Origin of the sequence: Curtobacterium sp. MCLR17_007 (assembly GCF_003234655.2) — a bacterium.
Taxonomy (GTDB): domain Bacteria; phylum Actinomycetota; class Actinomycetes; order Actinomycetales; family Microbacteriaceae; genus Curtobacterium.
Genome location: NZ_CP126271.1, coordinates 2,515,689 through 2,537,990, shown reverse-complemented (window position 1 = coordinate 2,537,990; position 22,302 = coordinate 2,515,689). Strand labels below are relative to the sequence as shown.

Here is a 22,302-nt window from a genome sequence, read left to right as displayed (position 1 = left end):
CCGTGCCGAGCGGCACTCGGCGGGGTACGCCGCGACTGAACGGGGTACAAAAGCGCGCACTGCTGGGGACGACGCAAACCGTCCACAACGGCAGGTCCAGGCCCGGGATGCGGGACGATGCGCCCTAGCGTGCCGCAGATGCACCGTCATCGCGCCGATCCCGCACTGTTCCTCCCCGGCCACGCCACTCCCACCCGGATCCGGTCCGGACCCGACCCGCTGGTGTTCGAGGAACTCGCACCACTGGTGCACGACGACACGGTCACGGACGTGCTCGTCCAGGGCGGCGCCGGGGTGTGGGTCGACCGCGGGGCCGGGCTGGTCCGGACCGGCACCCGTCTGGACGAACGGCGCACCCGCGAGCTCGCGACGAGCCTGGTCGCGGCGGGCGGTCGGCACGTCGACGAGACGACCCCGGTGGCCGACGTCCGACACGGGGACGGCATCCGCGTCCACGTCGTGCTCGCGCCGGTCGCGGTCGGGGGCACGGCGATCTCGATCCGACTGCCCCGCGGCCGCCGACCGACGCTCGACGACCTGGATCGGTCGCACACGTTCGACCGGGTCCCGCGTCGGGTCGTGGAGGACGCCGTGCGCCTGCGGCGGAACGTGCTGGTCTCCGGGGCGACCGGCAGCGGCAAGACCACCCTGCTCGGCGCCATGCTCGCCCGGGTCCCGCACGGCGAACGCATCGTGACGGTCGAGGACGTCGCCGAGCTCCGCGTCGACCACCCGCACGTCGTCGCACTCGAGGCGCGCCAGGCCAACGCGGAGGGCGCCGGGGCGCTCGGCCTCGACCGGCTCGTGCGCGAGGCGCTCCGCATGCGTCCGGACCGACTCGTCGTGGGCGAGTGCCGCGGGGCCGAGGTGCGCGAGCTCATGTCGGCGCTCAACACCGGGCACGACGGGGGTGCGGGGACCGTGCACGCCAACGGTCTCGACGACGTCCCCGCGCGGCTCGAGGCGCTCGGGGGACTGGCAGGGCTCGAGCCCACCGTGCTGGCGCGCCAGGCCGTCAGCGCCTTCGACCTGGTCCTCCACGTCGAACGCCGTCGCGGGGTACGCCGACTCGGGGCGGCGGGGCAGCTGCGTCTCGAACGGGGAGGGCGGCTCGCGGTCGACTGTGTGACCGGGGGAGCGACGTCGACCACGCGCCGCGGGTGAGCGCGCCCGCCGGGTTCGACCCGGTCCGGACCGCGCGGGTGCTCGACCGGGTGGCGACGCTGGTGACCGCGGGGGCCGCTCCGGCGCGGGCGTGGGCGCTCGTCGAGGGCCGGGGCGACGGTGTGGCGGGTGCGGGTGCGGGTGCGGGTGCGGGTGCGAGGGTGGGTGCTGGTGCTGGTGCTGGTGCTGGTGCTGGTGCTGGTGCTGTTTCTGGCGCTGGCGCTGGTGCGGGATCGGGGGCTCGTGCGACCGCTCGTGGCTCGGCTGCCGCGGACGACGTGCGGGTCGTGGTCGCGGTGGCGGAACGCACCGGGGCGCCCGTCGCCCCCACCCTGCGCGCACTGGCCGAGGCGCTGCGGCGCACCGCCGCCGGTGACCGCGCGGTCCGCGTCGCGCTCGCCGGACCCCGCACGAGCGCGAACGTGGTGCTCGCGCTCCCGGTGCTGGGCGTCGTGCTCGCCTCGCTGTGGGGTGTGGACACGCTGGGCGTGCTCGTCGGCTCCCCGGTCGGTTGGGCGTCCCTGGTCACGGCGGCGTGCCTGGTCGGCACCGGCAGCGCGTGGTCGCGGCGGCTGGTGCGCGCCGTGGAGCCCGACGGGCGGATCCCGGGCGTGCTGCTCGACGTCTGGGCGGTCGCGCTCTCCGGCGGCGGTTCGTGGTCCGGAGCGGGCGACGTCGTGCGCGCGGCGGTGGGGGACCGGCCGACGGACCCGGAGGAGCAGGCCCGCCTGTCCGAGACACTGACACTCGCCCGACGTGCCGGCGTGCCCGCGGCGGCGCTCCTCCGTTCGGCGGCCGAGGACCTGCGCGAGGACGCGGCAGCCGCGTCGCTGGCGGATGCAGAGCGCCTGGGCGTCCGACTCGTCGTGCCGCTCGGGGTGTGCGTCCTGCCGGCGTTCGTCCTGGTCGGGGTGGTGCCGGTCGTGGTCGCACTCCTCTCCTCCACCGTCGCCGGGCTCGGGTGAAGCGTCCACAACCGGGCCGAGTGGGGCCCGTCGGCGAGGCGATCGCGCCAGGCTCGGAGCACCACCGAGAAGGGACCCACACCATGACACTGTCCACACAGCACCGCACCGATCCGTCCCGTGTCGACGAACAACGTCTCGACGAGCCCGGTGCGGACGAACTCTGCGCCGACGAACTGCGCGCCGACGAACTCCGCGCCGACGAGCCCGGTCCGGACGCCCTGCGTGCTGACGACCGGGGGTCGGCGACGGCGGAGTACGCGGTCGTCATCCTCGCGGCGGTCGCGTTCGCCGGCGTCCTCGTCGCCGTGATGCGCTCCGGCGAGGTCCAGTCGATCCTGACCGACCTCGTCCGCGGTGCGCTCTCGCTGTGACCGCGGGGCGGTGACCGTCGAGTTCGCACTCGCGCTCCCCGTCGTCGCGGTGGTCGTCACGGTCGCCGTCGCGGGGGTCCTCCTCGTCGACACCCAAGGGCGACTGCAGCTCGCAGCGGCCACCGCGTCGCGAGCGATCGGGCGCGGCGACGCCGCCACCGGGCAGGCGGCGCTCGCGGGTCTCGGCACCGGCACCTCCAGCGCCGTGACCCACCGTGACGGCCTGGTGTGCGTCCGGGTCGAACGGCAGCCCGCCGGGCCGCTGCCGGTGGTCCTGCGGGGCGACGCGTGCGCCGCGAACGGCGGCGGGTGAGCACCGGCGGCCGCGGTGACCGGGGCTCGGCCACCGTGGTGATGGTCGCGGTCGTCGCGGTGGTGCTCGCGCTCGTCAGCGCCCTGGTGACCGCGGCCGCCGTCCGGGGCGGCACGGTCCGGGCACAGGGTGCTGCCGACGCGGGGGCGCTCTCCGGTGCCGCGGCACTCGTCGGCCTCGTCCCGGGGGGCCCCTGCGCTGTCGCCGACACCGCGGTCACCGCCTCCGGAGCGGTCCTCGCGTCCTGCGAGACCGCGAGTGGCGTGGTCCGGGTGGCCGTCACGGTCCACTCCGGACCGTTCGCGGTCGACGCGGACGCGGTGGCCGGTCCCGCCCCTCCCACGCCGCACCGTCAGCGATGACCTCGTCCGGCAGGCATCCCCGGCACTGTGTGTATGGTGTGCCTGTCGGCCCGCCGGTCATCGATGTCCCGGTCGACCCGGACGCGTCCGCGTCCCAGGGCCGACAGCACCATCGATCAAGGAGTCACGTGCCAGGCACGAAGAAGCTCGTGATCGTCGAGAGCCCCGCGAAGGCGAAGACGATCGCGCAATACCTCGGTGACGGATACGAGGTCCAGGCGTCAGTCGGGCACATCCGTGACCTCATCGAGCCCAAGAACCTCCCCGCCGAGCTGAAGAAGGGGTCGGTCGGCAAGTTCTCGGTCGACGTCGACAACGGCTTCGAGCCGTACTACGTCGTCTCCGACGCCAAGAAGAAGACCGTCGCCGACCTCAAGCGCGCCCTGAAGGACGCCGACGAGCTCTACCTCGCAACTGATGAGGACCGCGAGGGCGAGGCCATCGCGTGGCACCTGCTCCAGGTGTTGAAGCCGAAGGTCCCCGTGAAGCGGATGGTGTTCCACGAGATCACCAAGGAAGCGATCCAGCGGGCGCAGGAAGCCACCCGCGAACTCGACACCGCGCTCGTCGACGCGCAGGAGACCCGCCGCATCCTCGACCGCCTCTACGGCTTCGAGGTGTCGCCCGTCCTGTGGCGCAAGGTCGGACCCGGCCTGTCCGCCGGCCGCGTGCAGTCCGCCGCGACGCGTCTGGTCGTCGACCGTGAGCGCGAGCGCCTGGCGTTCGTCTCCGCCAACTACTGGGACCTGACCGCCCGGTTCGAGAAGGCCGGCGACAGCGCCTTCACGGCCAAGCTCGCCCGGATCCACGGCACCCGCGTCGCCTCCGGCCGCGACTTCGACGACCGGGGTGTCACCACCTCCGACGCCGTGCGGCTCGACGAGGCCTCCGCCACCGCCCTCACAGCCGTCCTCGAGCGTGCCGGGGACGCGGTCGTGCGCAGCGTCGACTCGAAGCCTTACACGCGTCGACCAGCCGCGCCCTTCACCACGTCGACGCTGCAGCAGGAAGCCGCGCGCAAGCTCCGGTTCTCCGCGCGACAGACGATGAGCGTCGCGCAGTCGCTCTACGAGAACGGCCACATCACCTACATGCGAACCGACTCCGCGTCGCTCTCGCAGCAGGCCGTCGCCGCCGCTCGCAAGCAGGCCTCCGAGCTCTACGGCGGGGACACGATCCCGGACAAGCCGCGCAGCTACGCCGGCAAGAGCAAGAACGCCCAGGAGGCGCACGAGGCGATCCGTCCCGCCGGTGACGTGTTCCGGACGCCGTCGCAGATGGAGAAGGTCCTCCGCGGCAACGACTGGAAGCTCTACGACCTCATCTGGAAGCGGACCGTCGCCTCGCAGATGGCGGACGCCAAGGGCTCGACCGCGTCGGTCGTCCTCGGGATCACATCCGCCGAGCCCGTCGAGGGCCTCGCGTCCACGGCGCAGGGCACGGACGTGGAGTTCACCGCGTCCGGCACCGTCATCACGTTCCGCGGCTTCCTCAACGCCTACGAAGAGGGCCGCGACGAAGAGCGTCACGACGCGTCGGCGAACGCCGCGGACGCCAAGCTCCCGGCGATGGCCGAAGGCGACCACCTCGGTGTCGACGAGGTCGAGGCCAAGGGCCACGACACCTCCGCTCCGCCGCGCTACACCGAGGCCAGCCTGGTCAAGACGCTCGAGGAGCTCGGCATCGGGCGTCCCTCCACCTACGCGGCGATCATCTCGACGATCGTCGACCGCGGGTACGTCACACCGCGCGGCACGTCGCTCGTCCCGAACTGGATCGCGTTCAGCGTGGTCCGGTTGCTCGAGGACTACTTCGGCGACCTCGTGCAGTACGACTTCACGGCCGAGATGGAGAACGACCTGGACCGGATCGCCAACGGCGAGGCCGACCGCGTCGACTGGCTCAAGGGCTTCTACTTCGGTGGCGGCGACCAGCGCGGACTCCGCACGGTCATCGACAACCTCGGCGAGATCGACGCCCGGGAGATCAACTCCGTCGAGCTCTCGCCCGGGCTGACCCTCCGCATCGGTCGGTACGGCCCGTACATCGAGACGCCGAGCGACGACCCGGAGAAGCCCCGCCGCGTCAACGTGCCCGAGGACCTCGCCCCGGACGAGCTCACGGCGGACAAGGCACGCGAACTCGTCGAGGCCCCGGTCGTCGGCGACCGCGTGGTGGGGATCAACCCGGAGACGGGGAAAGAGGTCCTGGCGAAGGACGGCCGCTTCGGTCCGTACGTGACCGAGCGCACGCCCGAGCCCGAGCCCCAGGTGGACCCCGCCACGGGAGAGGTCATCGAGACCCCTGCCGAGCCGGAGCCCGTCGCGACGAAGACCGCCGCTGCGACGAAGACCGCCGCTGCGAAGAAGGCCGCCGCCGGCACGACGGCGACCGCGACCAAGGCCAAGAAGCCCGCCAAGAAGGCTGCTGCTCCGAAGGAGCGCACCGCGTCGCTGTTCAAGTCGATGGACCCGCAGAGCGTGGACCTCGAGACCGCGCTGAAGCTCCTGTCCCTGCCCAGGACGGTCGGTGCCGACCCGGAGTCCGGTGACGAGATCACGGCGCAGAACGGCCGGTACGGGCCGTACCTGAAGAAGGGGACGGACACCCGCACGCTGCCGAGCGAGGACGCGATCTTCGACGTCGACCTCGCCGGAGCGCTCGAGATCTTCGCCCAGCCCAAGTACGGCGCCAAGCGGGCCGCGAGTGCGTCCCTCAAGGAGTTCGAAGCGGACCCGGTGTCGGGCAAGCCGATCAAGATGAAGGACGGCCGATTCGGGCCGTACGTCACCGACGGCGAGACGAACGCCACGATCCCGCGCGGCGAAGAGGTCGAGTCCGTGGACTTCGAGCGCGCCGTCCAGCTGCTCGCGGACAAGCGAGCCAAGGGGCCGGTCAAGAAGAAGCCCGCCGCCCGACGCGCACCGGCCAAGAAGAAGTGACCGGTCGCTTCATCACGCTCGAGGGCGGCGACGGCGCGGGCAAGACCACCCAGGCGGAGCTGCTCGCGACGTGGCTCGGTTCGCACGGCAGAACGGTCGTCCGGACCAGGGAACCCGGGGGCACCGACCTCGGGCTGCGGGTCCGCGAGATCGTCCTGCACGAGCGCGGACACGTCGCTCCGCGTGCCGAGGCCCTGCTGTACGCCGCCGACCGCGCCCACCACGTCGAGACCGTGGTCCGACCGGCGATGGCCCGGGGCGACATCGTGTTGCAGGACCGCTACATCGACTCCTCGGTCGCCTACCAAGGTGTCGCGCGCGGCCTCGGCGCCGACCAGGTCCGCAGCGTCTCCGACTGGGCCGCCGACGGGCTCGTGCCGGATGCGACGGTGCTGTTGGACCTCGACGTGACCGTGGGGCGCACTCGCGTCGCCGCGGCGCGGGGCGACACGTTCGACCGACTCGAGTCCGAGGCCGCGGCGTTCCACGAGACCGTCCGCCAGGCGTTCCTGGAGATGGCAGCCGCCGAACCCGACCGGTTCCTGGTGGTCGACGCGGCCGCCCCGAGCGACCAGGTGCAGGCAGCGATCCGCGCCGGCATCGGCCCGTTGGTCGGGATCGCTCCGTGACGGTGGTCGCTGCGAAGATGGCGCTGTGAGCGTCTGGGACGGCCTGACCGGGCAGGAAGAAGCGGTGGCCGCGCTGCGGAACGCCGCCGAGTCGCCCGACGGCACCGGCGGCATGACCCACTCGTGGCTCATCACCGGTCCGCCCGGATCGGGCAGGTCCAACGTGGCGACCGCCTTCGCCGCGGCGCTCGTCGGCTCCGGGCCCGACGACGACCACACGCTCCGGCAGATCACCGCGCACACGCACCCGGACGTCGCCGTCCTCACGACGCAGCGCGTCATCATCACCATCGACGAGATCCGCCAGCTCGTCACCTCGTCGTACTACTCGCCCTCGGTGGGTCGGTGGCGCGTCGTCGTGATCGAGGACGCCGACCGCATGACCGAGCGCACATCGAACCTGTTGCTCAAGGCGCTCGAGGAACCCCCGGAGCGCACCGTGTGGATCCTCTGCGCCCCGAGTGAAGCCGACCTGCTGCCGACGATCCGGTCCCGCGTCCGTTCGGTGCGGCTCCGTGTCCCGGGCATCGAGGCCGTCGCCGACCTCCTGGTGGCGCGCAACGGCGTCGACCGCGACCTGGCGCTCGACGCGGCTCGCCAGGCGCAGAGCCACATCGGCATGGCGCAGCGCCTCGCGACGAGTGCCGACGCGCGCGACCGTCGCCGTCGCACGCTGCAGACCGTGCTCCGCATCCGGGGCGTCGGCGACGCGGTCACCGCGGCAGCGGAGCTCCTCGCCGTCGCCGACGAGGACGCCAAGGCCATCACGCTCGAGCGCGATGCCGAGGAACGCGATGCCGCCCTCCGCTCGCTCGGTGTCGAACCCGGGGGCACCGTCCCGCCGGCGCTCCGGTCGCAGCTCCGTGCGATGGAGGACGACCAGAAGCGCCGGGCGACGCGCAGCCTGCGGGACGGCCTCGACCGCATCCTCGTCGATGTGTCCTCGCTCTACCGGGACCTGCTGCTCATGGGGCTCGGGGCGCCGGGTGAACCCGTGAACCTGGCGATGCAGGACGACCTCGACCGCGCGCTCGACTCGGTCCCGCCGGCGGCCGCGCTCGAGGTCCTCGACGCCGTCGCGCTCGCCCGAACGCGGATCGCGGCCAACGTCGCCGCACTCCTGGCACTCGAAGCGCTCCTGGTGACGGTCGTCCGGGCCCTCCGCTGAGAGCAGTCCGAGGTCGGTCCGCCCAGCCGGTCCGACATGGGACAATCAGCCCATGCCCGATGCAGAACCCGGCCTGCGTGAACGGAAGCGACGCGCCACCCGACTCGCCATCCAGCAGGCCGCCCTCCGCATCGCGATCGAGGACGGCCTGGCCGCGGTCACCGTGGACGAGGTCTCGCGCCGCGCGGACATCTCCCCGCGCACGTTCTTCAACTACTTCCCGAGCAAGGAACAGGCGATCCTGGGGGACGACCCCACCCTGCCGGACGACCAGGCCCTCGACGCGTTCGTCGCCGGCGGCCCGACGGGTGAACTGCTCGGCGACGTCGGGGCGCTCCTGGTGCACTCGGCGCGGGAACTGATCGAGGAGCGCGGGCTGATCACCGAGCGCCAGCAGGTGCTGCGCGCCAATCCCGAGCTCTTCAGCCAGCGGATGGCCTCGATGAAGGAGTTCCAGGCCGAACTCGAGACGGTGATCGCCCGGCGCATGACCCATGACGACCCGACCGTCACCGAGGACCAGGCGTCCCTGCACCGCCGCGCTCGACTGGCGTCGCTGGTGTCGTTGGCGACCCTCCGACACGCGTGGTGGGAGTGGTCCGAGTCGCCCGCGCAGTCGCACCTGGTGGACGACCTGCAGCGCTCCTTCGACGAGCTCGGGTCGCTCGTTTCGCGCTCGCTCGTCTGAACCTGTATAGTCGTGACCCGTGCCGCTCCGGTCTCCGGAGCGTCCGCCGCCTTAGCTCAGTCGGTAGAGCGATTCACTCGTAATGAATAGGTCGTCGGTTCGATTCCGACAGGCGGCTCCACGCAACAACGAAGAAACCCCCGGTCTCCCGGGGGTTTCTTCGTTCCGGAACCGGAACCGGAACCGGAACCGGAACCGGAACCGGAACCGGAACCGGAACCGGAACCGGAACCGGCACCGGCACCCGATCACTCCGATCGCGCCACGCGATGCCCGACGATCACACGTCCCGACTCCGCGCGACGGCGACCGCCAGCGCCCCGACGGCAACGACCTCGGCAGCCAGGACCCCGAAGCCGCCCCAGCCGTTGAGCACGAGCCCGGTCTGCGCCGCCGCGGGCACGCCCGGAGGGGAGTACGTGAACAGCTTGCCGCCGGCCTGCGACGGCAGCAGGTTCGCCACGTCGAGGATCCACTGCGCGTTCGTCAGGCTGGCGAAGACCGACAGGATGACCGGCAGCACGAGCAGGATGCCGAGCGTGATCGCGATCCCACCGGCGCTGGAGCGGACGAGCAGCCCGATCCCGTACGCCAGCAGGGCGAGCAGGGTGACGTAGACGGACGAGCCGAGGATCGGCAGGACCACGGCGGGGTCGCTGAGGTGCGGGTGGACGTCGTTGGTCGCCTGCAGCGCGGTCGACACCGCGACGCCGATCCAGGTCGACACGGCACTGACCAGGAACGTCGTCGCGGCGAGGACACAGGCCTTGGCGAGGACCACGCCGATGCGGCGGGGGTCGGCGGTGAAGGTCGACCGGATCTGCCCGGTGCCGTACTCACCGGTGATGATGAGCACGCCCAGGACCCCGACGACGAGCGCCGTGATGGACACCCCGGCGGTGTTGATGTTCACGATCTGCGCGTTCGCCGCGTCGGTGGGCAGCGCGGTGCCGCCCCGGTTGACCAGCGCACCGAGCAGCACGGCCATGGCGATCGTCAGGACGACGAGCGCGCCGTAGCACCACACGGTGGACCGGATGCTGCGGAGCTTGATCCACTCGCTGCGGACCAGCCGGGGGAAGGACAGGCGGGCGTCGGGCGGGATCGTGGCGGTCGTGGTCATCGGGTGCCCTCCGATCGGTACTCGACGTCGTCGCGGGTCAGGGCCATGTAGGCCTCCTCGAGGCTGGCGCCCACCGGGGTGAGCTCGTGCAGGACGATCCCCGCCTGGGCGGCGATCGCGCCGATCGTCGGGGCGTCGGGACCGACGACCAGGAACGACCCGTCGTCGCGCGGTGTGACCGCGGTGGCGGCGGCACCGATCGCCGGGAACAACCGGTCCGGCGTCGGCGTGCGGACGACGACACGCGTCCCACCGCCGCCGTCCGAGCCGGCGACGAACTCGGCGATGGGAGCGTCGGCCAGGACCCGGCCCCGGCCGAGCACGACCACGCGGTCAGCCGTCTGCGCCATCTCGCTCATCAGGTGGGTCGACAGGAAGACGGTGCGGCCGTCGGCGGCCAGACGCCGGGCGAGCTGCCGGACCCACAGCACGCCGTCCGGGTCGAGGCCGTTGACCGGTTCGTCGAGGATGAGCGTCCGTGGGTCGCCGATCAACGCCGCGGCGATGCCGAGCCGCTGTCCCATGCCCAGCGAGAACCCGCCCACGCGCTTCCGTGCGACGGACTCCAGCCCGGTCATGTCGATGACCTCGTGCACGCGGGACTTCGGGATCCCGTGGGTCGCCGCGAGCGACAGCAGGTGGTTGTAGGCGCTCCGCCCGGTGTGCACCGCCTTGGCCTCGAGCAGCGCTCCGACTTGGCGCAGGGGGTCGCGGAGTGCCTGGTACGGCTGCCCGTTCACGGTTGCACGTCCGGCGGTGGGCCGGTCGAGTCCCATGATCATGCGCATCGTGGTGGACTTCCCGGCACCGTTCGGCCCGAGGAAGCCGGTCACGCTGCCCGGTCGGACGACGAAGGAGACGTCGTCGACGGCGAGCTTCGGACCGTATCGTTTGGAGAGATGGTCGACTTCGATCACGGCGCCACGGTACGGCAGCGCTCGCCTCGGGAACCTCCCCCGCGAGGGTGAGATCAGCGGTGCGAGGTCAGCCCAGGTCCTCGTGCACCCGCGCCTCCCAGGGCTGCAGCGATCGGGCGTCGTCCGGTGCGGGGACGCCGAGGTTCCCCAGCACGCAGCGACCGAGACGCTCCGCGACGGCGTCGGGCAGCGTCATCCTCGAGGAGGACAGGTTCGCCACGACGACCAGCCCCGGCTCCGCGGCGTCCTCGAGCGACCGGGTGAACGCCCACAGCGCCGCGTGGTCCGCCTCGAGCAGGGTGAAGTCGCCGACGCGGACGGTCCTGGAGTCATGTCGCAGCGCGATCAGCCGGCGGTGGTGCTCGTACACCGAGCGGTCCCCGGCCGCTCGGTCCGACGCGACGGTGACCCGCGGCCAACCCTGACCCATGCCGATCCACGGTTCGACGTCCGAGAACCCGCCGGCCGGCGTCGCGTCGTCCCACGGCATCGGCGTGCGGGCGTTGTCGCGGCTGCGGACCGCCAGCGCCTGGAGCGCGTCGTCGACGGGCATGCCCCGCCCGACGGCGCCCCGGAACCAGTTGAGCGACTCGACGTCGCGGTACTCGTCGATGGCGGTGAAGCCCGCGTTGACCATGCCGATCTCGTCGCCCTGGTACAGGTAGGGCGTCCCGCGGTGCAGGTGCAGGACAGTGGCGAGCAGGGTCGCCGACTCGTAGCGCAGGTCGAAGGGGTCGGCCCGGAACCCGTGCGCGGCGGCGACGGCAGCGGCGCCGAAGCGGGACACGGGACGCGGCTGGTCGTGGTTGGCCAGGTACAGCGAGTTCCACCCGGTGTCGGCCAGGCCGGTCTGCCAGCGTGCGAGCGAGGCCTTGAGCGCCACCAGGTCGAACGGCTCGTTGTCGAACTTGGACGTCGGTCCGTGATCGAGCCCGACGTGCTCGAACTGGAACACCATGTCGAGCTCGTGCCGTTCGGGGTCCGTGAACAGGACCGCGTCCTCGACGGTCACGCCCGGCATCTCACCGACCGTCAGCAGCGCGTCACGACCGGCGAACACGCGTTCGTGCATCTCCTGCAGGTGGTCGTGGATGCGCGGCTGCATGACGTACGCCGCACTGCCGTCCGCGAGCGCCGCCGGGTCCTTGGCGATGTGGTTGATGACGTCCATCCGGAAGCCGTCGACTCCCCGGTCGAGCCAGTGGTTCATCATCGTGTACACGGCGTCCCGCATGTCCGCGTTGTCCCAGTTCAGGTCGGGCTGCTGCGGCGTGAACATGTGCAAGTAGTACTGACCGGTGCCCGGGTCCCACGACCACGCCGGGCCGCCGAACGCCGCGCGCCACTCGTTCGGTTCGTGGCCGTCCACCGGGTCGCGCCAGATGTACCAGTCGTGCTTGGGGCAGGTGCGGGACAGCTTGGCGGCCTGGAACCAGGGGTGCTGGTCGCTCGAGTGGTTGACGACGAGGTCCATCACCAGCTTCATGCCGTGGCGGTGCACCTCGACCAGCAGCGCATCGAACTCGTCCAGGGTGCCGAACAGCGGGTCGATGTCCTCGTAGTCGCTGATGTCGTAGCCGTTGTCCGCCTGCGGGGACCGGTACACGGGTGACAGCCAGACGACGTCGACACCGAGGTCGGCGATGTGGTCCAGGCGACGCCGGAGGCCGGCGAGGTCCCCGATCCCGTCGCCGTTGCCGTCCGCGAAGCTGCGCGGGTAGACCTGGTAGACCACGGCTCCGGTCCACCACGGTTCTGGTTCGTCCACAGTCGGCGCCTCCTCGCGAGTCCCGTGCAGGGCACGGAGCGGAACCGGCCGGGTGCCGTGCCGTGGCTCCTGACCGGACCGGGGCCGGACTGGAGGCCCGTGGCGGTCTGCCACGGGCCTCCAGGCCGGTACGACCCCCTGGTCGTTGCGACGCTACGCGCTCACGGCAGGTAGTACGTGGGGTTCGGCAGCTTCACCGCCCGGTCGGCCGAGCCGCCCAGCAGGTCGCTGTACTGGTCACCCACGTTCGCGACGATGTCGTACCGTCCCCCGCTCGGTGTCTCGATGTGCGCCCGCGTCTGTGCCTTGTACTCGACCGTGGTGCACTTCGCGGACGCGCACGTGATGTACGCAGGCTGCTGGGAGGCGCCGATGCCCGTCCACTTCGTGTAGTAGGTCTGGGTCCCGCGCTGGTCGGCGGTGATCTGTGGGTAGCCCACCTTCTGCAGGTTCGCGATCGTCGCGGCCTTCTGGTCGTCGTTGCGCCCGGTCAGCCCGATCACCGTGCACCCGGCGCGCTGCGCGACCCCGGCCAGCGAGGTCATGGAGGGGGTGGCGGGGAAGCGCTGGTCCTGGACCCAGACGTCCTGTTCGGCGGGGTCGAAGACGAAGTGCATGTCGGCGACCTCCATGTCGTACGTCCACAGCGTGGTGTCGTCGGCGTCGAGGACGATCGCCGGGTTCCGGTGCTGGTGCCGGGCGACGACGCACTGCGCGGCGATGACCGGCGCCTGACGGGCGACGATCGACCGCATCTCGCGGATGTACGGGGAGTCGGTCTTGTCCGCGATGCCCGTGCCGGGATCGCCGTAGTACGTGGCGATCGTCTTCTTGACCGAGTCGATGTTCGGGATCCCCTCGCCACCCTGGGTCGTGCCCGAGGAGCCGTCAGCGGCCATGGTGAACCGGGTGCGCGGCGCGAGCCGTGGCTCCGACACTCCGGGCAGGTTCGTCGAGGGGAGGTAGTAGGTCGGGTTCGGCAGCTTGACCGAGCGGTCCGCGAACCCGCCCTGCAGGTCGCTCCACTGGTCGCCGACGTTGAGCGCGATGTCGTACCCGAGGTCCTGCTCGATGTGCCTGCGCGTCTGCGCCTTGTACTCGACCGTCGTGCAGGACGTCGTCGCACACGTGATCCAGGCGGGCTGGGTGCTGTCGCCCTTGCCGGTCCACTTCGTGAAGAAGTCGTCCGACGTGAACCCCTGGTAGCCGACCTTCGTCAGGTTCGCGAGGGTGGCGGCCTTCTGGTCGTCGTTGCGTCCGGTCAGCCCGAAGACCGTGAACCCCATGCTCGACGCGGTGTTCACGAAGCCGACCATCGACGGGACGGCCGGGAAGCGCTGGTCCTGGACCCAGGCGTCCTGTTCGGCCGGGTCGAAGACGAAGTGCATGTCGGCGACCTCCATGTCGTAGGTCCACAGCGTGGTGTCGTCGGCATCGAGCACGATCGCCGGCTTCTCACCGTGCCGGACCGCGCGGTCGTGAATCTGTCGGAGCTGCCGTGTCTGTCGGTCGACGATCGCGCGCACCTCGCGGATGTACGGCGAGTCGGTCCGGTCGGCCAGACCCGTACCGGGGTCGCCGTAGTAGGTCGCGATCGTCTTCTTGTCGGAGTCGATGTTGGGGATGCCCTCACCGCCCTGCGTGGCGCCCGAGGACCCGTCCGGCGCCATCGTGAACGACGTGCGTGGGGTGAGTCCGGCGTCCGGGTCGGCGCCGTGACCGGGTGGACCCCAGCCGTGTGCCGACGCGGGAGCGCCCCCGACGACGGTCGAGGTGATCACGAGCACGGCCCCGACAGCCGCGACGGAGAGGAACCGGGACGTGGACGCGATACGGCGCATGGGTTTCCTGATCTTCGGTTGTCGACCCCCGAGCGGGGGACGCAGGAGCACGCTAGCTGGCAGTCAGCCGGGTAGTCCACTGGTCCGCGATGATGTGGACGACGTCCCGCACCGGGCGTGGCTGTGGAGGGCCACCTGGTAGACATGCCGCATGACCGTTCGATGGGGAGTCATCGGGACGGGCGGCATCGCCCGGTCCTTCGTCGGCGACTGCGCTCGTGCGGGGGTGGTGTTCGTCGCGGTGGGCAGTCGCACGCGCGAGAGCGCGCAGTCCTTCGCCACCGAGTTCGGTATCCCGCGCGCGCACGGCAGCTACGCGGACCTCGTCGCCGACCCCGAGGTCGACGCCGTCTACGTGGCGACACCGCACTCCCGCCACGCCGAGGACACGCTGCTCGCGATCGAGGCGGGCAAGCACGTGCTCGTGGAGAAGGCCTTCACCATCACGGCGGACGAGGCCCAGCGGGTCGTCGACGCGGCCCGCGCGCGCGGTGTCGTCGTCATGGAGGCGATGTGGACACGCTTCCTGCCGCAGATGACCATGCTCCGACAGGTGATCGCCGAGGGGCGCATCGGCCGGCCCCGCATCGTCGAGGCGTCGCACCACCAGGCCCTGCCGAGCGACCCGTCGCACCGCCTCAACGACCCGGCGCTCGGCGGCGGCGCGATCCTCGACCTCGGCGTCTACCCGATCTCGTTCGCGATCGACGTGCTCGGTGCACCGACTGCCGTGGCCGCAGCGGGCACGCTCAGCGACCAGGGCGTCGACACGCAGATGGGCATCGTGATGACCCACGACGGCGGCGCGCAGTCACTCGTGCACTTCGCCCTCGACGTGCGGAGCCCGAACACGGCGTCCGTGATCGGCGACGACGGCCGGATCGACCTCGACGCGACCTGGTACACCCCGACGACCTGGCGGATCCGGGACCGCGACGGCGAGGTCGTGGAGGAGTTCGACGGCCGCGAGGAACTCGCCGGCTACGTGCACGAGGTGCGCGCGTTCGAGGCGATGATCGCGTCCGGGGACCACGAGGCCACGGCCATGACGCCCGAGGGCACCATCGCCGTGATGCGCGCGATGGACGAGGCACGGCGCCAGGTCGGCGTCCGCTACGCCGCGGACGAGGCCGCCGCCGCGCGGTGACGTCGGCAGCCGGGCCGGAGACCGCAGGAACCGGTCTGGAGGCTCCTGCCGCAGTTCCGTAGGATCGCTTGCGATGTCCGAGCAACCGTCCGAACCCGACCGTCCGTCCGTGCCCGCACGGCTGAGCGGGGCCTTCGCCGCGATCCGTGCATCGATCGCCCGCAAGCCCGTGCCCTGGGTGATCGGTGGTCTGGCCGCCGTGCTCGTGCTCGGGTCCGGCGGAGCGGTCGCGGTCGCATCGGCCACGGCGCCCACTTCCTCACGGGCGGCGGTCGCGTCGGCGTCGACGAGCCCGAGCGCGCGGACGAGCGCCTCGGCCGCGCCGTCACCCTCGGCCTCGGCCACCGTCCCGCCGCGGACGGTCCCGGCTGATGCCCCGGGACCCAGCGCGCTGCGGACGTGCTCGATCGCGACTGCCGCGTCGGCCTCCGGCCTCGGCGACTTCGAGGGGTACGTGATGAACGCCGCCACCGGCGAGATGTTGTTCTCGCGGAAGGGCGACACCGCTGCCCAGACCGGCAGCGTGATGAAGACCCTGACGACGGCGACGGCACTCGCGGTCCTCGGCGGCGGCCACACCATCCCCACGACGGTCACGGACGAGGGCAACGGGGCGATCGCGATCGTCGGCCACGGTGACGCCACGCTGTCCGCGGGCGGCGCGACCGTCTACCCCGGCGCCCCGACCCTCGGCCAGCTCGCGCAGCAGGTGAAGGCCAAGCTCGGCGACACACCCGTCACGACCATCGTCACCGACGACACCTACTGGAACGACGCCGACGCCTGGGACCCGACCTGGCCGGTCAGCGAGCGGACGATCGGGTACCAGCCCGAGGTCACGGCGCTCATGGTCGACGGTGACCGGGCGAACCCCGGCGCCGCGACCTCGCCGCGCTCCGAGGACCCGGTGGGTCGTGCTGGTGCCGCCTTCCGCACCGCCCTCGCGAACGCCGGTGTCGTCGGTGCCGGCAGCGCGCAGATCGTCAAGCGTGCGACCACCAGCCAGTCCACGATCGCCCAGGTGGACTCGCAGCCCGTCTCCACCCTGATCGGGCAGATGATCCCGAACTCGGACAACACCCTCGCCGAGATGCTCGCCCGCATCTCCTCGCGCGAGTCCGGCGCAGGCGGCTCCGCTGCGTCGCTGACGAGCGTGTACCAGAAGGCGTTGTCGTCGTACGGGGTCGACCCGTCGGGCATCGTGATCAAGGACGGCTCGGGCGAGAGCGCTGCGAACGCGGTGTCGCCGGACTTCGTCGCGCACCTCATGGTGCAGGTGGCGGCGGGTGCGAAGGGCCTCGACACCCTGGCGCAGTCGCTCCCCGTCTCCGGACAGTCCGGCACGCTGTCCAGCCGCTTCACCGGGGCGAACGCCGTGGCGCGGGGCAAGGTGCACGCGAAGACCGGGTGGATCGACAGTGCCAACACCCTCGGCGGCTACATCGACGCCGCCGACGGCACGAAGCTGACCTTCGCGTTCTACGCGATCGGGTCGTCGCGGGCCGCGGCGCTGCCGGCGCTCGACGCCGTGACGGCGGCCGCGTACACCTGTGGGAACAGGCTCACGAACAGCTGACCCCCGACTGTCCGGCACGGCGGGCGGTGTTGGATGGGTGCATGACCCGGGCACTCATCGTCGTGGACGTGCAGAACGACTTCACCGAGGGCGGGGCGCTGGGCGTCACCGGAGGACAGGCACTCGCCGGCCGCATCTCCGCGTTCCTCGCCCGACACGGCGACGAGTACGACCTGATCGTGGGGTCGCGCGACTGGCACCACGGTGACGACGACAACGGCGGGCACTTCGCCGTCGGTGTCGAACCGGACTTCGTCACCACCTGGCCCGTGCACTGCGTCGCCGGCACGCCGGGGGCGGACTACCACCCCGAGCTCGACACGGCGCCGATCGACGTGCACGTGATGAAGGGCCAGGGCGAGCCGGCGTACTCGGCGTTCGAGGGGACCACCGACACCGGTCAGGACCTCGCTGACGTGCTGTTCGACCGCGCGGTCCACGAGATCGCGATCGTCGGCATCGCGACCGACCACTGCGTCCGGGCCACCGCGCAGGACGGCCTGCGCGCGGGGCTCGACGTCGTCGTCCTCCGCGACCTGGTCGTCGGCGTCGACCCGGGCCGGAGCGCCACGGCGCTGGCGGAGATCGCCGACGCCGGTGGACACGTGGACCAGAGCGACATGGACGAGGGCATCGGGCGGCCCGGGGGAGCGCAGGTCTGACGGAGACCGCGCAGGCGGCCCCGCCTCAGACCAGGAGCTGGTGCTTCGCCAGGTCGCGGTACAGCGGGGTCGACTCAACGAGCTCGGAGTGCGTCCCGACCCCGACGACGCGCCCGTGCTCGAGCACCACGATGACGTCCGAGTCCACCACCGTCGACAGCCGGTGCGCGATGACGAGCAGGGTGCGGTCCTCGGCGACGGCGTCGATCGCCAGACGCATCTTCTGCTCGTTGACACCGTCGAGCGACGAGGTCGACTCGTCGAGCAGCAGGATCGGGGGAGCGGCGAGCAGCGCACGGGCGATCGCCAGGCGCTGGCGCTCGCCACCGGAGAGCATCACACCGTCCTCGCCCACCTGGGCGTCGAGCCCGCGGGGGTCGCGGTGCAGGACGTCACCGAGGTTCACGGCCTCGAGCACGCGGACGCAGTCGTCCTCGGATGCGTTCGGCGACCCGAGCAGCAGGTTCGCGCGGATGGTGCCGGCCAGCACGGGGGCGTCCTGTTCGACGTACCCGATCTGGGCACGGAGCTCGTCACGGTCGAGGCCACGGACGTCGATGCCACCGAGACGGATCACCCCGTCGGTCGGGTCGTAGAAGCGCTCGATCAGGGCGAGGGTCGTCGACTTGCCGGCACCGGACGGACCCACGAGAGCGACACGCGAGCCGCGGGGGACCCGGAAGGAGACGTCGTGCAGCACCGCCTGCTCGGCGTCGGCCGCGTCGACGACCGGGGCGCGGCCTGCTGGGGAGCCGGAACGGTCACCGGACGCGACCGCGCCGTCCGGACCGGACGCGACCGCGCCGTCGGGACCGGACGCGTCAGCGGACCGGGCGTACCGGAACGTGACGTGTTCGAACGTGATCGCGTCGTCGGTCGCGATCGCGGCGCTGGGGCGGACGGCCGCGTCGTCCTGGTCCTCGGTGGGCAGGTGCAGGATCTCCTCGATCCGGCCGAGCGCGCCGAGCGCCTGGGCGACGGCGACTGCCGCGCCCATGGCCTGGCCGAGCGGCATGATCATCATGAAGAGCAGCAGGATGAACGTGATGAGCGTGGCGATGGTGATCGTGCCTGCGGCGACCTGGGCTCCGCCGACGCCGAGGACGGCGATGAACGCGACCTGCATCACGATGCTCGCGACGGGGACGACGAACGCGGACATCTTCGCGATGTCGAGACCGCGGCGGTACGCCTCGGTGGCGTGGGTGTCGACCTCGGTGACCTCGCGCTCCGTGGCACCGGCGGCGCGGATGGTGCGGACGGCACCGATGCCCCGCTCGACGGCCGCGGTGAGGTCGCCGACCTTCTCCTGCGCACGCTTCGACGCGACGCGGATCCGGCGGCTCAGACCGCCGACGACGACGATGGCGACCAGGACGATGGCGAGGGTGATGCCGAGCAGCAGCGGGTCGATGACCGCCATCGCGATGATCGCGCCGATGAAGGTGAGCGAGCCGCCGATCGACTCGATGAGGCCCTGGGTCAGCACGGCCCGCAGCAGGGTCGTGTCGCTGCCGACCCGGGACACCAGGTCACCGGTGCGGCGCGTGTCGAACTCGGAGATCGGCAGGTTCAGGATGCGCGCGATGAGCTTGCGGCGGGTGGAGAGCACGACGCCCTCACCGGCGCGCTGCAGCAGGAAGTGCTGGATGCCGTTGAGCAGCCCGGAGACGATGACGAGCCCGACCAGCAACCACACGAGCATGCTCAGCGTGTTGCCGTGCTGCACCGCCGTGATCACCTGGTTCACGAGCAGCGGCTGCGCCAGGGACGCGCCCGCACCCAGGACGCTGAGCACGATGATGACGACCATCGCGGGCTTGTTCTCGAACAGGTACGACAGCAGCCGGCCGAACGTGGCGCGGGGGCCGTCGGTCTTCTTGGGGCGGGCGAAGGGGAGGCTCATCGTGTCCTAGTTTCTGCCGTACTTCTTGTGCACTGCCTGGCGGCTGACGCCGAGGAGCGTGGCGATCTCCTGCCACGACGCACCGGCGTTCCGGGCCCGCCGGGCGGCGAGTTCCTCGGTCCGGTCGAGCTCGCGCCGGAGCTCGCGCACGCTGGCCAGGGCGTCGAACGGGTCGTCCCCGCTGGCCCCCGCGGCGAGGTGCGTGATGGTCGGCCGGTCCATGCCCGTCAACCTACATTGACGTGCCGACACGCGTCAACCTGAGTTGACGCGCAGGCCGGGCCGCAGGGGTGCCGACGCCGAACGACATCGTCGATGTCGTACGACTGCGGGTCTGTCGTCTCGGCGGCACTCCGTGCGCCAGGTGCCACTCGTGCGACATCGTCGCTGTCGTGCGACGTCGCTCCTGTCGTTCCTCGGGTACGGGCCGCACCGAGACGGACGGGAGGCCCGGTGCCAGCTGGCACCGGGCCTCCCGTCCGTTCGGAGGTCCGGACTACGGCCTGCGGCTCGCGTCCGTCGGCTCGGCGCTCCGCACGGCGCCCGCGTCGGCCGCGCTCCAGTCGGTGCCGCGGGTCTCCCGGACGAGCAGGAGCGCGACGAGGGTGACCACGGCTGCGATGGTCAGGTAGAGCCCGACGAGGAAGATGTCGCCGTCCGGCTTCCACAGCGCCAGGGCGATGGTCGGCGCCAGCGAGGCGCCCAGGATCGAGGCGACGTTGTAGGCCAGCGCGGAGCCCGTGTACCGGACGTTCGTCGGGAAGAGCTCCGGCAGCAGCGCACCCATCGGGCCGAACGTCAGGCCCATCAGCGACAGACCGACGATCAGGAACGTCACGACGGTGATCGGTCCGGTCGAGGCGGCGAACCAGAACTGGAACGTCAGGCCGAACAGCGCGATGCCGATCGTGGTCGGGATGAGCGTGCGACGACGCCCGAACCGGTCGGCGAGCATGCCGGCGATCGGGGTGAAGATGCCGAAGAACACCACGCCGATCATGAGCAGGGTGAGGAACTCGCCGCGCGAGTAGCCGAGCCCGACCTTCGGGACGAGCGCCGAGGCGGTGGACCCCGTCGTGCCGTACGACAGCGTGAACGTCGTCATGAAGTAGAACAGCACGTACGTGGCGACCATGCCGAAGGTGCCGACGATGAGCGCCTTCCACGAGGTGCGGAACACCCGGCCGAGCGGCACCTTCGCGACGGTGCCGGACTCCTGCACCCCGCGGAACACGGTCGACTCGACCAGGCGGAACCGGACGTACAGGCCGACGAGCACGAGCACGGCGGAGAGCAGGAACGGCAGGCGCCAGCCCCACGCCTGGAAGTCCGGGTTCGGCGTGCCGTCCGCGCCGGCCGGCATCGCGGCGTTGATCGCGATGAACAGGCCGTTGGCGAGCAGGAAGCCGATCGGCGCGCCGAGCTGGGGCATCGACCCGAAGACACCCCGCTTGCCCTCGGGGGCGTTCTCGGTCGCCAGGAGCGCGGCACCGGACCACTCGCCGCCGAGGCCGACACCCTGGGCGAAACGCATCACCGCGAGCAGGACGGGCGCCCAGATGCCGATCGAGTCGAACGTCGGCAGGCAGCCGATCAGGAACGTCGCGGTCCCCATGACCAGCAGCGACGCGACGAGCGTGGTCTTGCGGCCGATGCGGTCACCGAAGTGGCCGAAGAGGACCGACCCGACCGGTCGGGCGAAGAACGCGAGGGCGAACGTGACGAACGAGGACAGCTGCGACGCGGTCGGGTCCTCGTTCGGGAAGAAGAGCGTCGGGAAGACGAGCACCGCGGCGGTCGCGTAGACGTAGAAGTCGTAGAACTCGATCGAGGTGCCGATCAGGCTCGCGACGACGACGCGGGAGCGCGGGTTGGTCTTCTGGGTGGGTGCGGGGGCAGCCGAGGTGGCGGACATGCGGGCGACTCCGAGGAGAGCGTCGTGGGACGCAGAGGGCGCGAACGGCGGACTCGGACCGGGCCGCGAGGTGGGCGGCTGCTCGGTCGGGTGCGTTCGGGTGGTGGTGGGCCGCTCGTGACGGGGAGGCCCAGTGTACGACGGATGTCGTGGACCTGCGAATCCGCCGAGGGTCTGCCGGTGCCGGTGGCTACTGGTGTGCGCCGGCTTCCAGGTGCTCGGGGAGCTGGTGGCCCATCCGGTCGCGCTTGGTGTCGAGGTACCCGGCGTTCTGCACGGAGATGCCGACGACGAGCGGCACGAGGGTGTCGACCGCGATGCCGTGCTCTTCGAGCTGACGCTGCTTCTCCGGGTTGTTCGACAGCAGTCGCACGCGGTGGATGCCGAGGTCGGCGAGGATGCCGGCTGCGCCGCCGTACGCCCGCGAGTCCGCCGGCAGCCCGAGCGCCAGGTTGGCGTCGAGCGTGTCCAGGCCGTCCTCTTGCAGGCGGTACGCCTTGAGCTTGTTCACGAGACCGATGCCGCGGCCCTCGTGCCCGCGCAGGTAGACGACCACGCCGCCCTCGGCCGCAATCGTGTCGAGGGCGGCGTCGAGCTGCGGACCGCACTCGCACTTGAGCGACCCGAAGGCCTCGCCCGTCAGGCACTCCGAGTGCACGCGGACGAGGGCGCCGTCGACGGGAGCGTCGCCGTCAGGTGTCAGACCGATGACGGCGACGTGCTCGGCCCCGGTGACCAGGTCACGGTAGGCGCGCATCTCGAAGGTGCCGTGGGTCGTCGGGACGTTCGTGGCGACTTCGAACCGGACCGGGCTGCCCGGGACGGGAGAGGTCAGTGCGTCG

19 protein-coding genes, 1 tRNA gene and 1 pseudogene are annotated in these 22,302 nt (G+C 71.6%); 13 read left to right on the top strand and 8 right to left on the bottom strand.

What is annotated here, in order from left to right; translation table 11 throughout:
• The first annotated feature begins 138 nt into the window (after positions 1-138).
• The 10 genes from DEJ13_RS11970 (at position 139) to DEJ13_RS11925 (ending at position 8,726) form a co-directional block, all read left to right on the top strand.
• Positions 139-1,164: a TadA family conjugal transfer-associated ATPase gene (locus tag DEJ13_RS11970; protein WP_258374061.1), complete on the top strand. Its 1,026-nt coding sequence runs from the start codon at positions 139-141 to the stop codon at positions 1,162-1,164.
• Positions 1,161-2,129: a type II secretion system F family protein gene (locus DEJ13_RS11965; RefSeq protein ID WP_146245207.1), complete on the top strand. Its 969-nt coding sequence runs from the start codon at positions 1,161-1,163 to the stop codon at positions 2,127-2,129. The genes DEJ13_RS11970 and DEJ13_RS11965 overlap by 4 nt, the downstream gene beginning before the upstream one ends.
• 176 nt (positions 2,130-2,305) lie before the next feature.
• On the top strand, positions 2,306-2,503 hold the full coding sequence (locus tag DEJ13_RS11960; protein WP_111106668.1) for a DUF4244 domain-containing protein: 198 nt from the start codon (positions 2,306-2,308) through the stop codon (positions 2,501-2,503).
• Positions 2,504-2,513: 10 nt separating this feature from the next.
• A complete protein-coding gene (locus DEJ13_RS11955) occupies positions 2,514-2,816 on the top strand; it encodes a TadE/TadG family type IV pilus assembly protein (protein ID WP_056118725.1) in 303 nt (100 codons plus the stop codon).
• A complete protein-coding gene (locus tag DEJ13_RS11950; RefSeq protein WP_146245208.1) occupies positions 2,813-3,178 on the top strand; it encodes an Rv3654c family TadE-like protein in 366 nt (121 codons plus the stop codon). Before DEJ13_RS11955 ends, DEJ13_RS11950 begins: the two co-directional genes overlap by 4 nt.
• A gap of 128 nt (positions 3,179-3,306) precedes the next feature.
• Positions 3,307-6,120: a type I DNA topoisomerase gene (gene topA, locus DEJ13_RS11945; RefSeq protein ID WP_111106565.1), complete on the top strand. Its 2,814-nt coding sequence runs from the start codon at positions 3,307-3,309 to the stop codon at positions 6,118-6,120.
• Complete coding sequence (tmk, locus tag DEJ13_RS11940) at positions 6,117-6,749, top strand: dTMP kinase (RefSeq protein ID WP_056118716.1); 633 nt, start codon at positions 6,117-6,119, stop codon at positions 6,747-6,749. Before topA ends, tmk begins: the two co-directional genes overlap by 4 nt.
• 25 nt (positions 6,750-6,774) lie before the next feature.
• Positions 6,775-7,917: a DNA polymerase III subunit delta' gene (locus DEJ13_RS11935; protein WP_111106566.1), complete on the top strand. Its 1,143-nt coding sequence runs from the start codon at positions 6,775-6,777 to the stop codon at positions 7,915-7,917.
• Positions 7,918-7,969: 52 nt separating this feature from the next.
• Positions 7,970-8,605, top strand: a complete 636-nt coding sequence (locus DEJ13_RS11930; RefSeq protein WP_056118711.1) for a TetR/AcrR family transcriptional regulator — start codon at positions 7,970-7,972, stop codon at positions 8,603-8,605.
• 45 nt (positions 8,606-8,650) lie between these two features.
• Positions 8,651-8,726: transfer RNA gene (locus tag DEJ13_RS11925), tRNA-Thr, on the top strand.
• Between the two features lie 159 nt (positions 8,727-8,885).
• Here DEJ13_RS11925 and DEJ13_RS11920 read toward each other — a convergent pair.
• The 4 genes from DEJ13_RS11920 to DEJ13_RS11905 all read right to left on the bottom strand — a co-directional run bounded on the left by DEJ13_RS11920 (position 8,886) and on the right by DEJ13_RS11905 (position 14,254).
• A complete protein-coding gene (locus DEJ13_RS11920) occupies positions 8,886-9,728 on the bottom strand; it encodes an ABC transporter permease (RefSeq protein ID WP_056118708.1) in 843 nt (280 codons plus the stop codon).
• Positions 9,725-10,645 (bottom strand): ABC transporter ATP-binding protein, encoded by a 921-nt coding sequence (locus DEJ13_RS11915; RefSeq protein ID WP_111106567.1) that lies wholly within the window; start codon positions 10,643-10,645, stop codon positions 9,725-9,727. The genes DEJ13_RS11920 and DEJ13_RS11915 overlap by 4 nt, the downstream gene beginning before the upstream one ends.
• A gap of 67 nt (positions 10,646-10,712) precedes the next feature.
• Positions 10,713-12,413: an alpha-glucosidase gene (locus DEJ13_RS11910; RefSeq protein WP_111106568.1), complete on the bottom strand. Its 1,701-nt coding sequence runs from the start codon at positions 12,411-12,413 to the stop codon at positions 10,713-10,715.
• Positions 12,414-12,574: 161 nt separating this feature from the next.
• On the bottom strand, positions 12,575-14,254 hold the full coding sequence (locus DEJ13_RS11905) for an HAD family acid phosphatase (RefSeq protein WP_111106569.1): 1,680 nt from the start codon (positions 14,252-14,254) through the stop codon (positions 12,575-12,577).
• A gap of 151 nt (positions 14,255-14,405) precedes the next feature.
• Between DEJ13_RS11905 and DEJ13_RS11900 the strand changes: the two genes are divergently transcribed.
• The 3 genes from DEJ13_RS11900 (at position 14,406) to DEJ13_RS11890 (ending at position 17,639) form a co-directional block, all read left to right on the top strand.
• Positions 14,406-15,401: a Gfo/Idh/MocA family protein gene (locus DEJ13_RS11900; protein WP_111106570.1), complete on the top strand. Its 996-nt coding sequence runs from the start codon at positions 14,406-14,408 to the stop codon at positions 15,399-15,401.
• Between the two features lie 73 nt (positions 15,402-15,474).
• A complete protein-coding gene (gene dacB / locus DEJ13_RS11895; protein ID WP_111106571.1) occupies positions 15,475-16,977 on the top strand; it encodes a D-alanyl-D-alanine carboxypeptidase/D-alanyl-D-alanine endopeptidase in 1,503 nt (500 codons plus the stop codon).
• A 41-nt stretch (positions 16,978-17,018) separates the two neighbouring features.
• On the top strand, positions 17,019-17,639 hold the full coding sequence (locus DEJ13_RS11890; protein WP_111106572.1) for an isochorismatase family protein: 621 nt from the start codon (positions 17,019-17,021) through the stop codon (positions 17,637-17,639).
• A 25-nt stretch (positions 17,640-17,664) separates the two neighbouring features.
• Here DEJ13_RS11890 and DEJ13_RS11885 read toward each other — a convergent pair whose 3' ends face one another.
• From DEJ13_RS11885 to ribA, 4 genes and pseudogenes are all read right to left on the bottom strand, one after another.
• Positions 17,665-19,545 carry an ABC transporter ATP-binding protein gene (locus tag DEJ13_RS11885; protein WP_111106573.1) on the bottom strand — a complete coding sequence of 627 codons (1,881 nt, stop codon included), beginning with the start codon at positions 19,543-19,545 and terminating at the stop codon, positions 17,665-17,667.
• A 6-nt stretch (positions 19,546-19,551) separates the two neighbouring features.
• Complete coding sequence (locus DEJ13_RS11880; RefSeq protein WP_056118685.1) at positions 19,552-19,767, bottom strand: hypothetical protein; 216 nt, start codon at positions 19,765-19,767, stop codon at positions 19,552-19,554.
• Between the two features lie 274 nt (positions 19,768-20,041).
• Positions 20,042-21,460, bottom strand: a complete 1,419-nt coding sequence (locus DEJ13_RS11875) for an MFS transporter (RefSeq protein ID WP_111106574.1) — start codon at positions 21,458-21,460, stop codon at positions 20,042-20,044.
• Between the two features lie 190 nt (positions 21,461-21,650).
• Positions 21,651-22,289: pseudogene (gene ribA / locus DEJ13_RS11870) on the bottom strand (GTP cyclohydrolase II); the annotation flags it as partial.
• Between the last annotated feature and the right edge of the window lie 13 nt (positions 22,290-22,302).

What these genes read in the sequence shown, in the direction of transcription:
- DEJ13_RS11970 (WP_258374061.1), top strand. Translation starts at nt 139, where the DNA reads ATGCACCGTCATCGCGCCGATCCCGCACTGTTCCTCCCCGGCCACGCC.
- DEJ13_RS11930 (WP_056118711.1), top strand. Translation starts at nt 7,970, where the DNA reads ATGCCCGATGCAGAACCCGGCCTGCGTGAACGGAAGCGACGCGCCACC.
- DEJ13_RS11920 (WP_056118708.1), bottom strand. Translation starts at nt 9,728, where the DNA reads ATGACCACGACCGCCACGATCCCGCCCGACGCCCGCCTGTCCTTCCCC.
- DEJ13_RS11905 (WP_111106569.1), bottom strand. Translation starts at nt 14,254, where the DNA reads ATGCGCCGTATCGCGTCCACGTCCCGGTTCCTCTCCGTCGCGGCTGTC.
- DEJ13_RS11900 (WP_111106570.1), top strand. Translation starts at nt 14,406, where the DNA reads ATGACCGTTCGATGGGGAGTCATCGGGACGGGCGGCATCGCCCGGTCC.
- dacB (WP_111106571.1), top strand. Translation starts at nt 15,475, where the DNA reads ATGTCCGAGCAACCGTCCGAACCCGACCGTCCGTCCGTGCCCGCACGG.
- DEJ13_RS11890 (WP_111106572.1), top strand. Translation starts at nt 17,019, where the DNA reads ATGACCCGGGCACTCATCGTCGTGGACGTGCAGAACGACTTCACCGAG.
- DEJ13_RS11885 (WP_111106573.1), bottom strand. Translation starts at nt 19,545, where the DNA reads ATGAGCCTCCCCTTCGCCCGCCCCAAGAAGACCGACGGCCCCCGCGCC.
- DEJ13_RS11880 (WP_056118685.1), bottom strand. Translation starts at nt 19,767, where the DNA reads ATGGACCGGCCGACCATCACGCACCTCGCCGCGGGGGCCAGCGGGGAC.
- DEJ13_RS11875 (WP_111106574.1), bottom strand. Translation starts at nt 21,460, where the DNA reads ATGTCCGCCACCTCGGCTGCCCCCGCACCCACCCAGAAGACCAACCCG.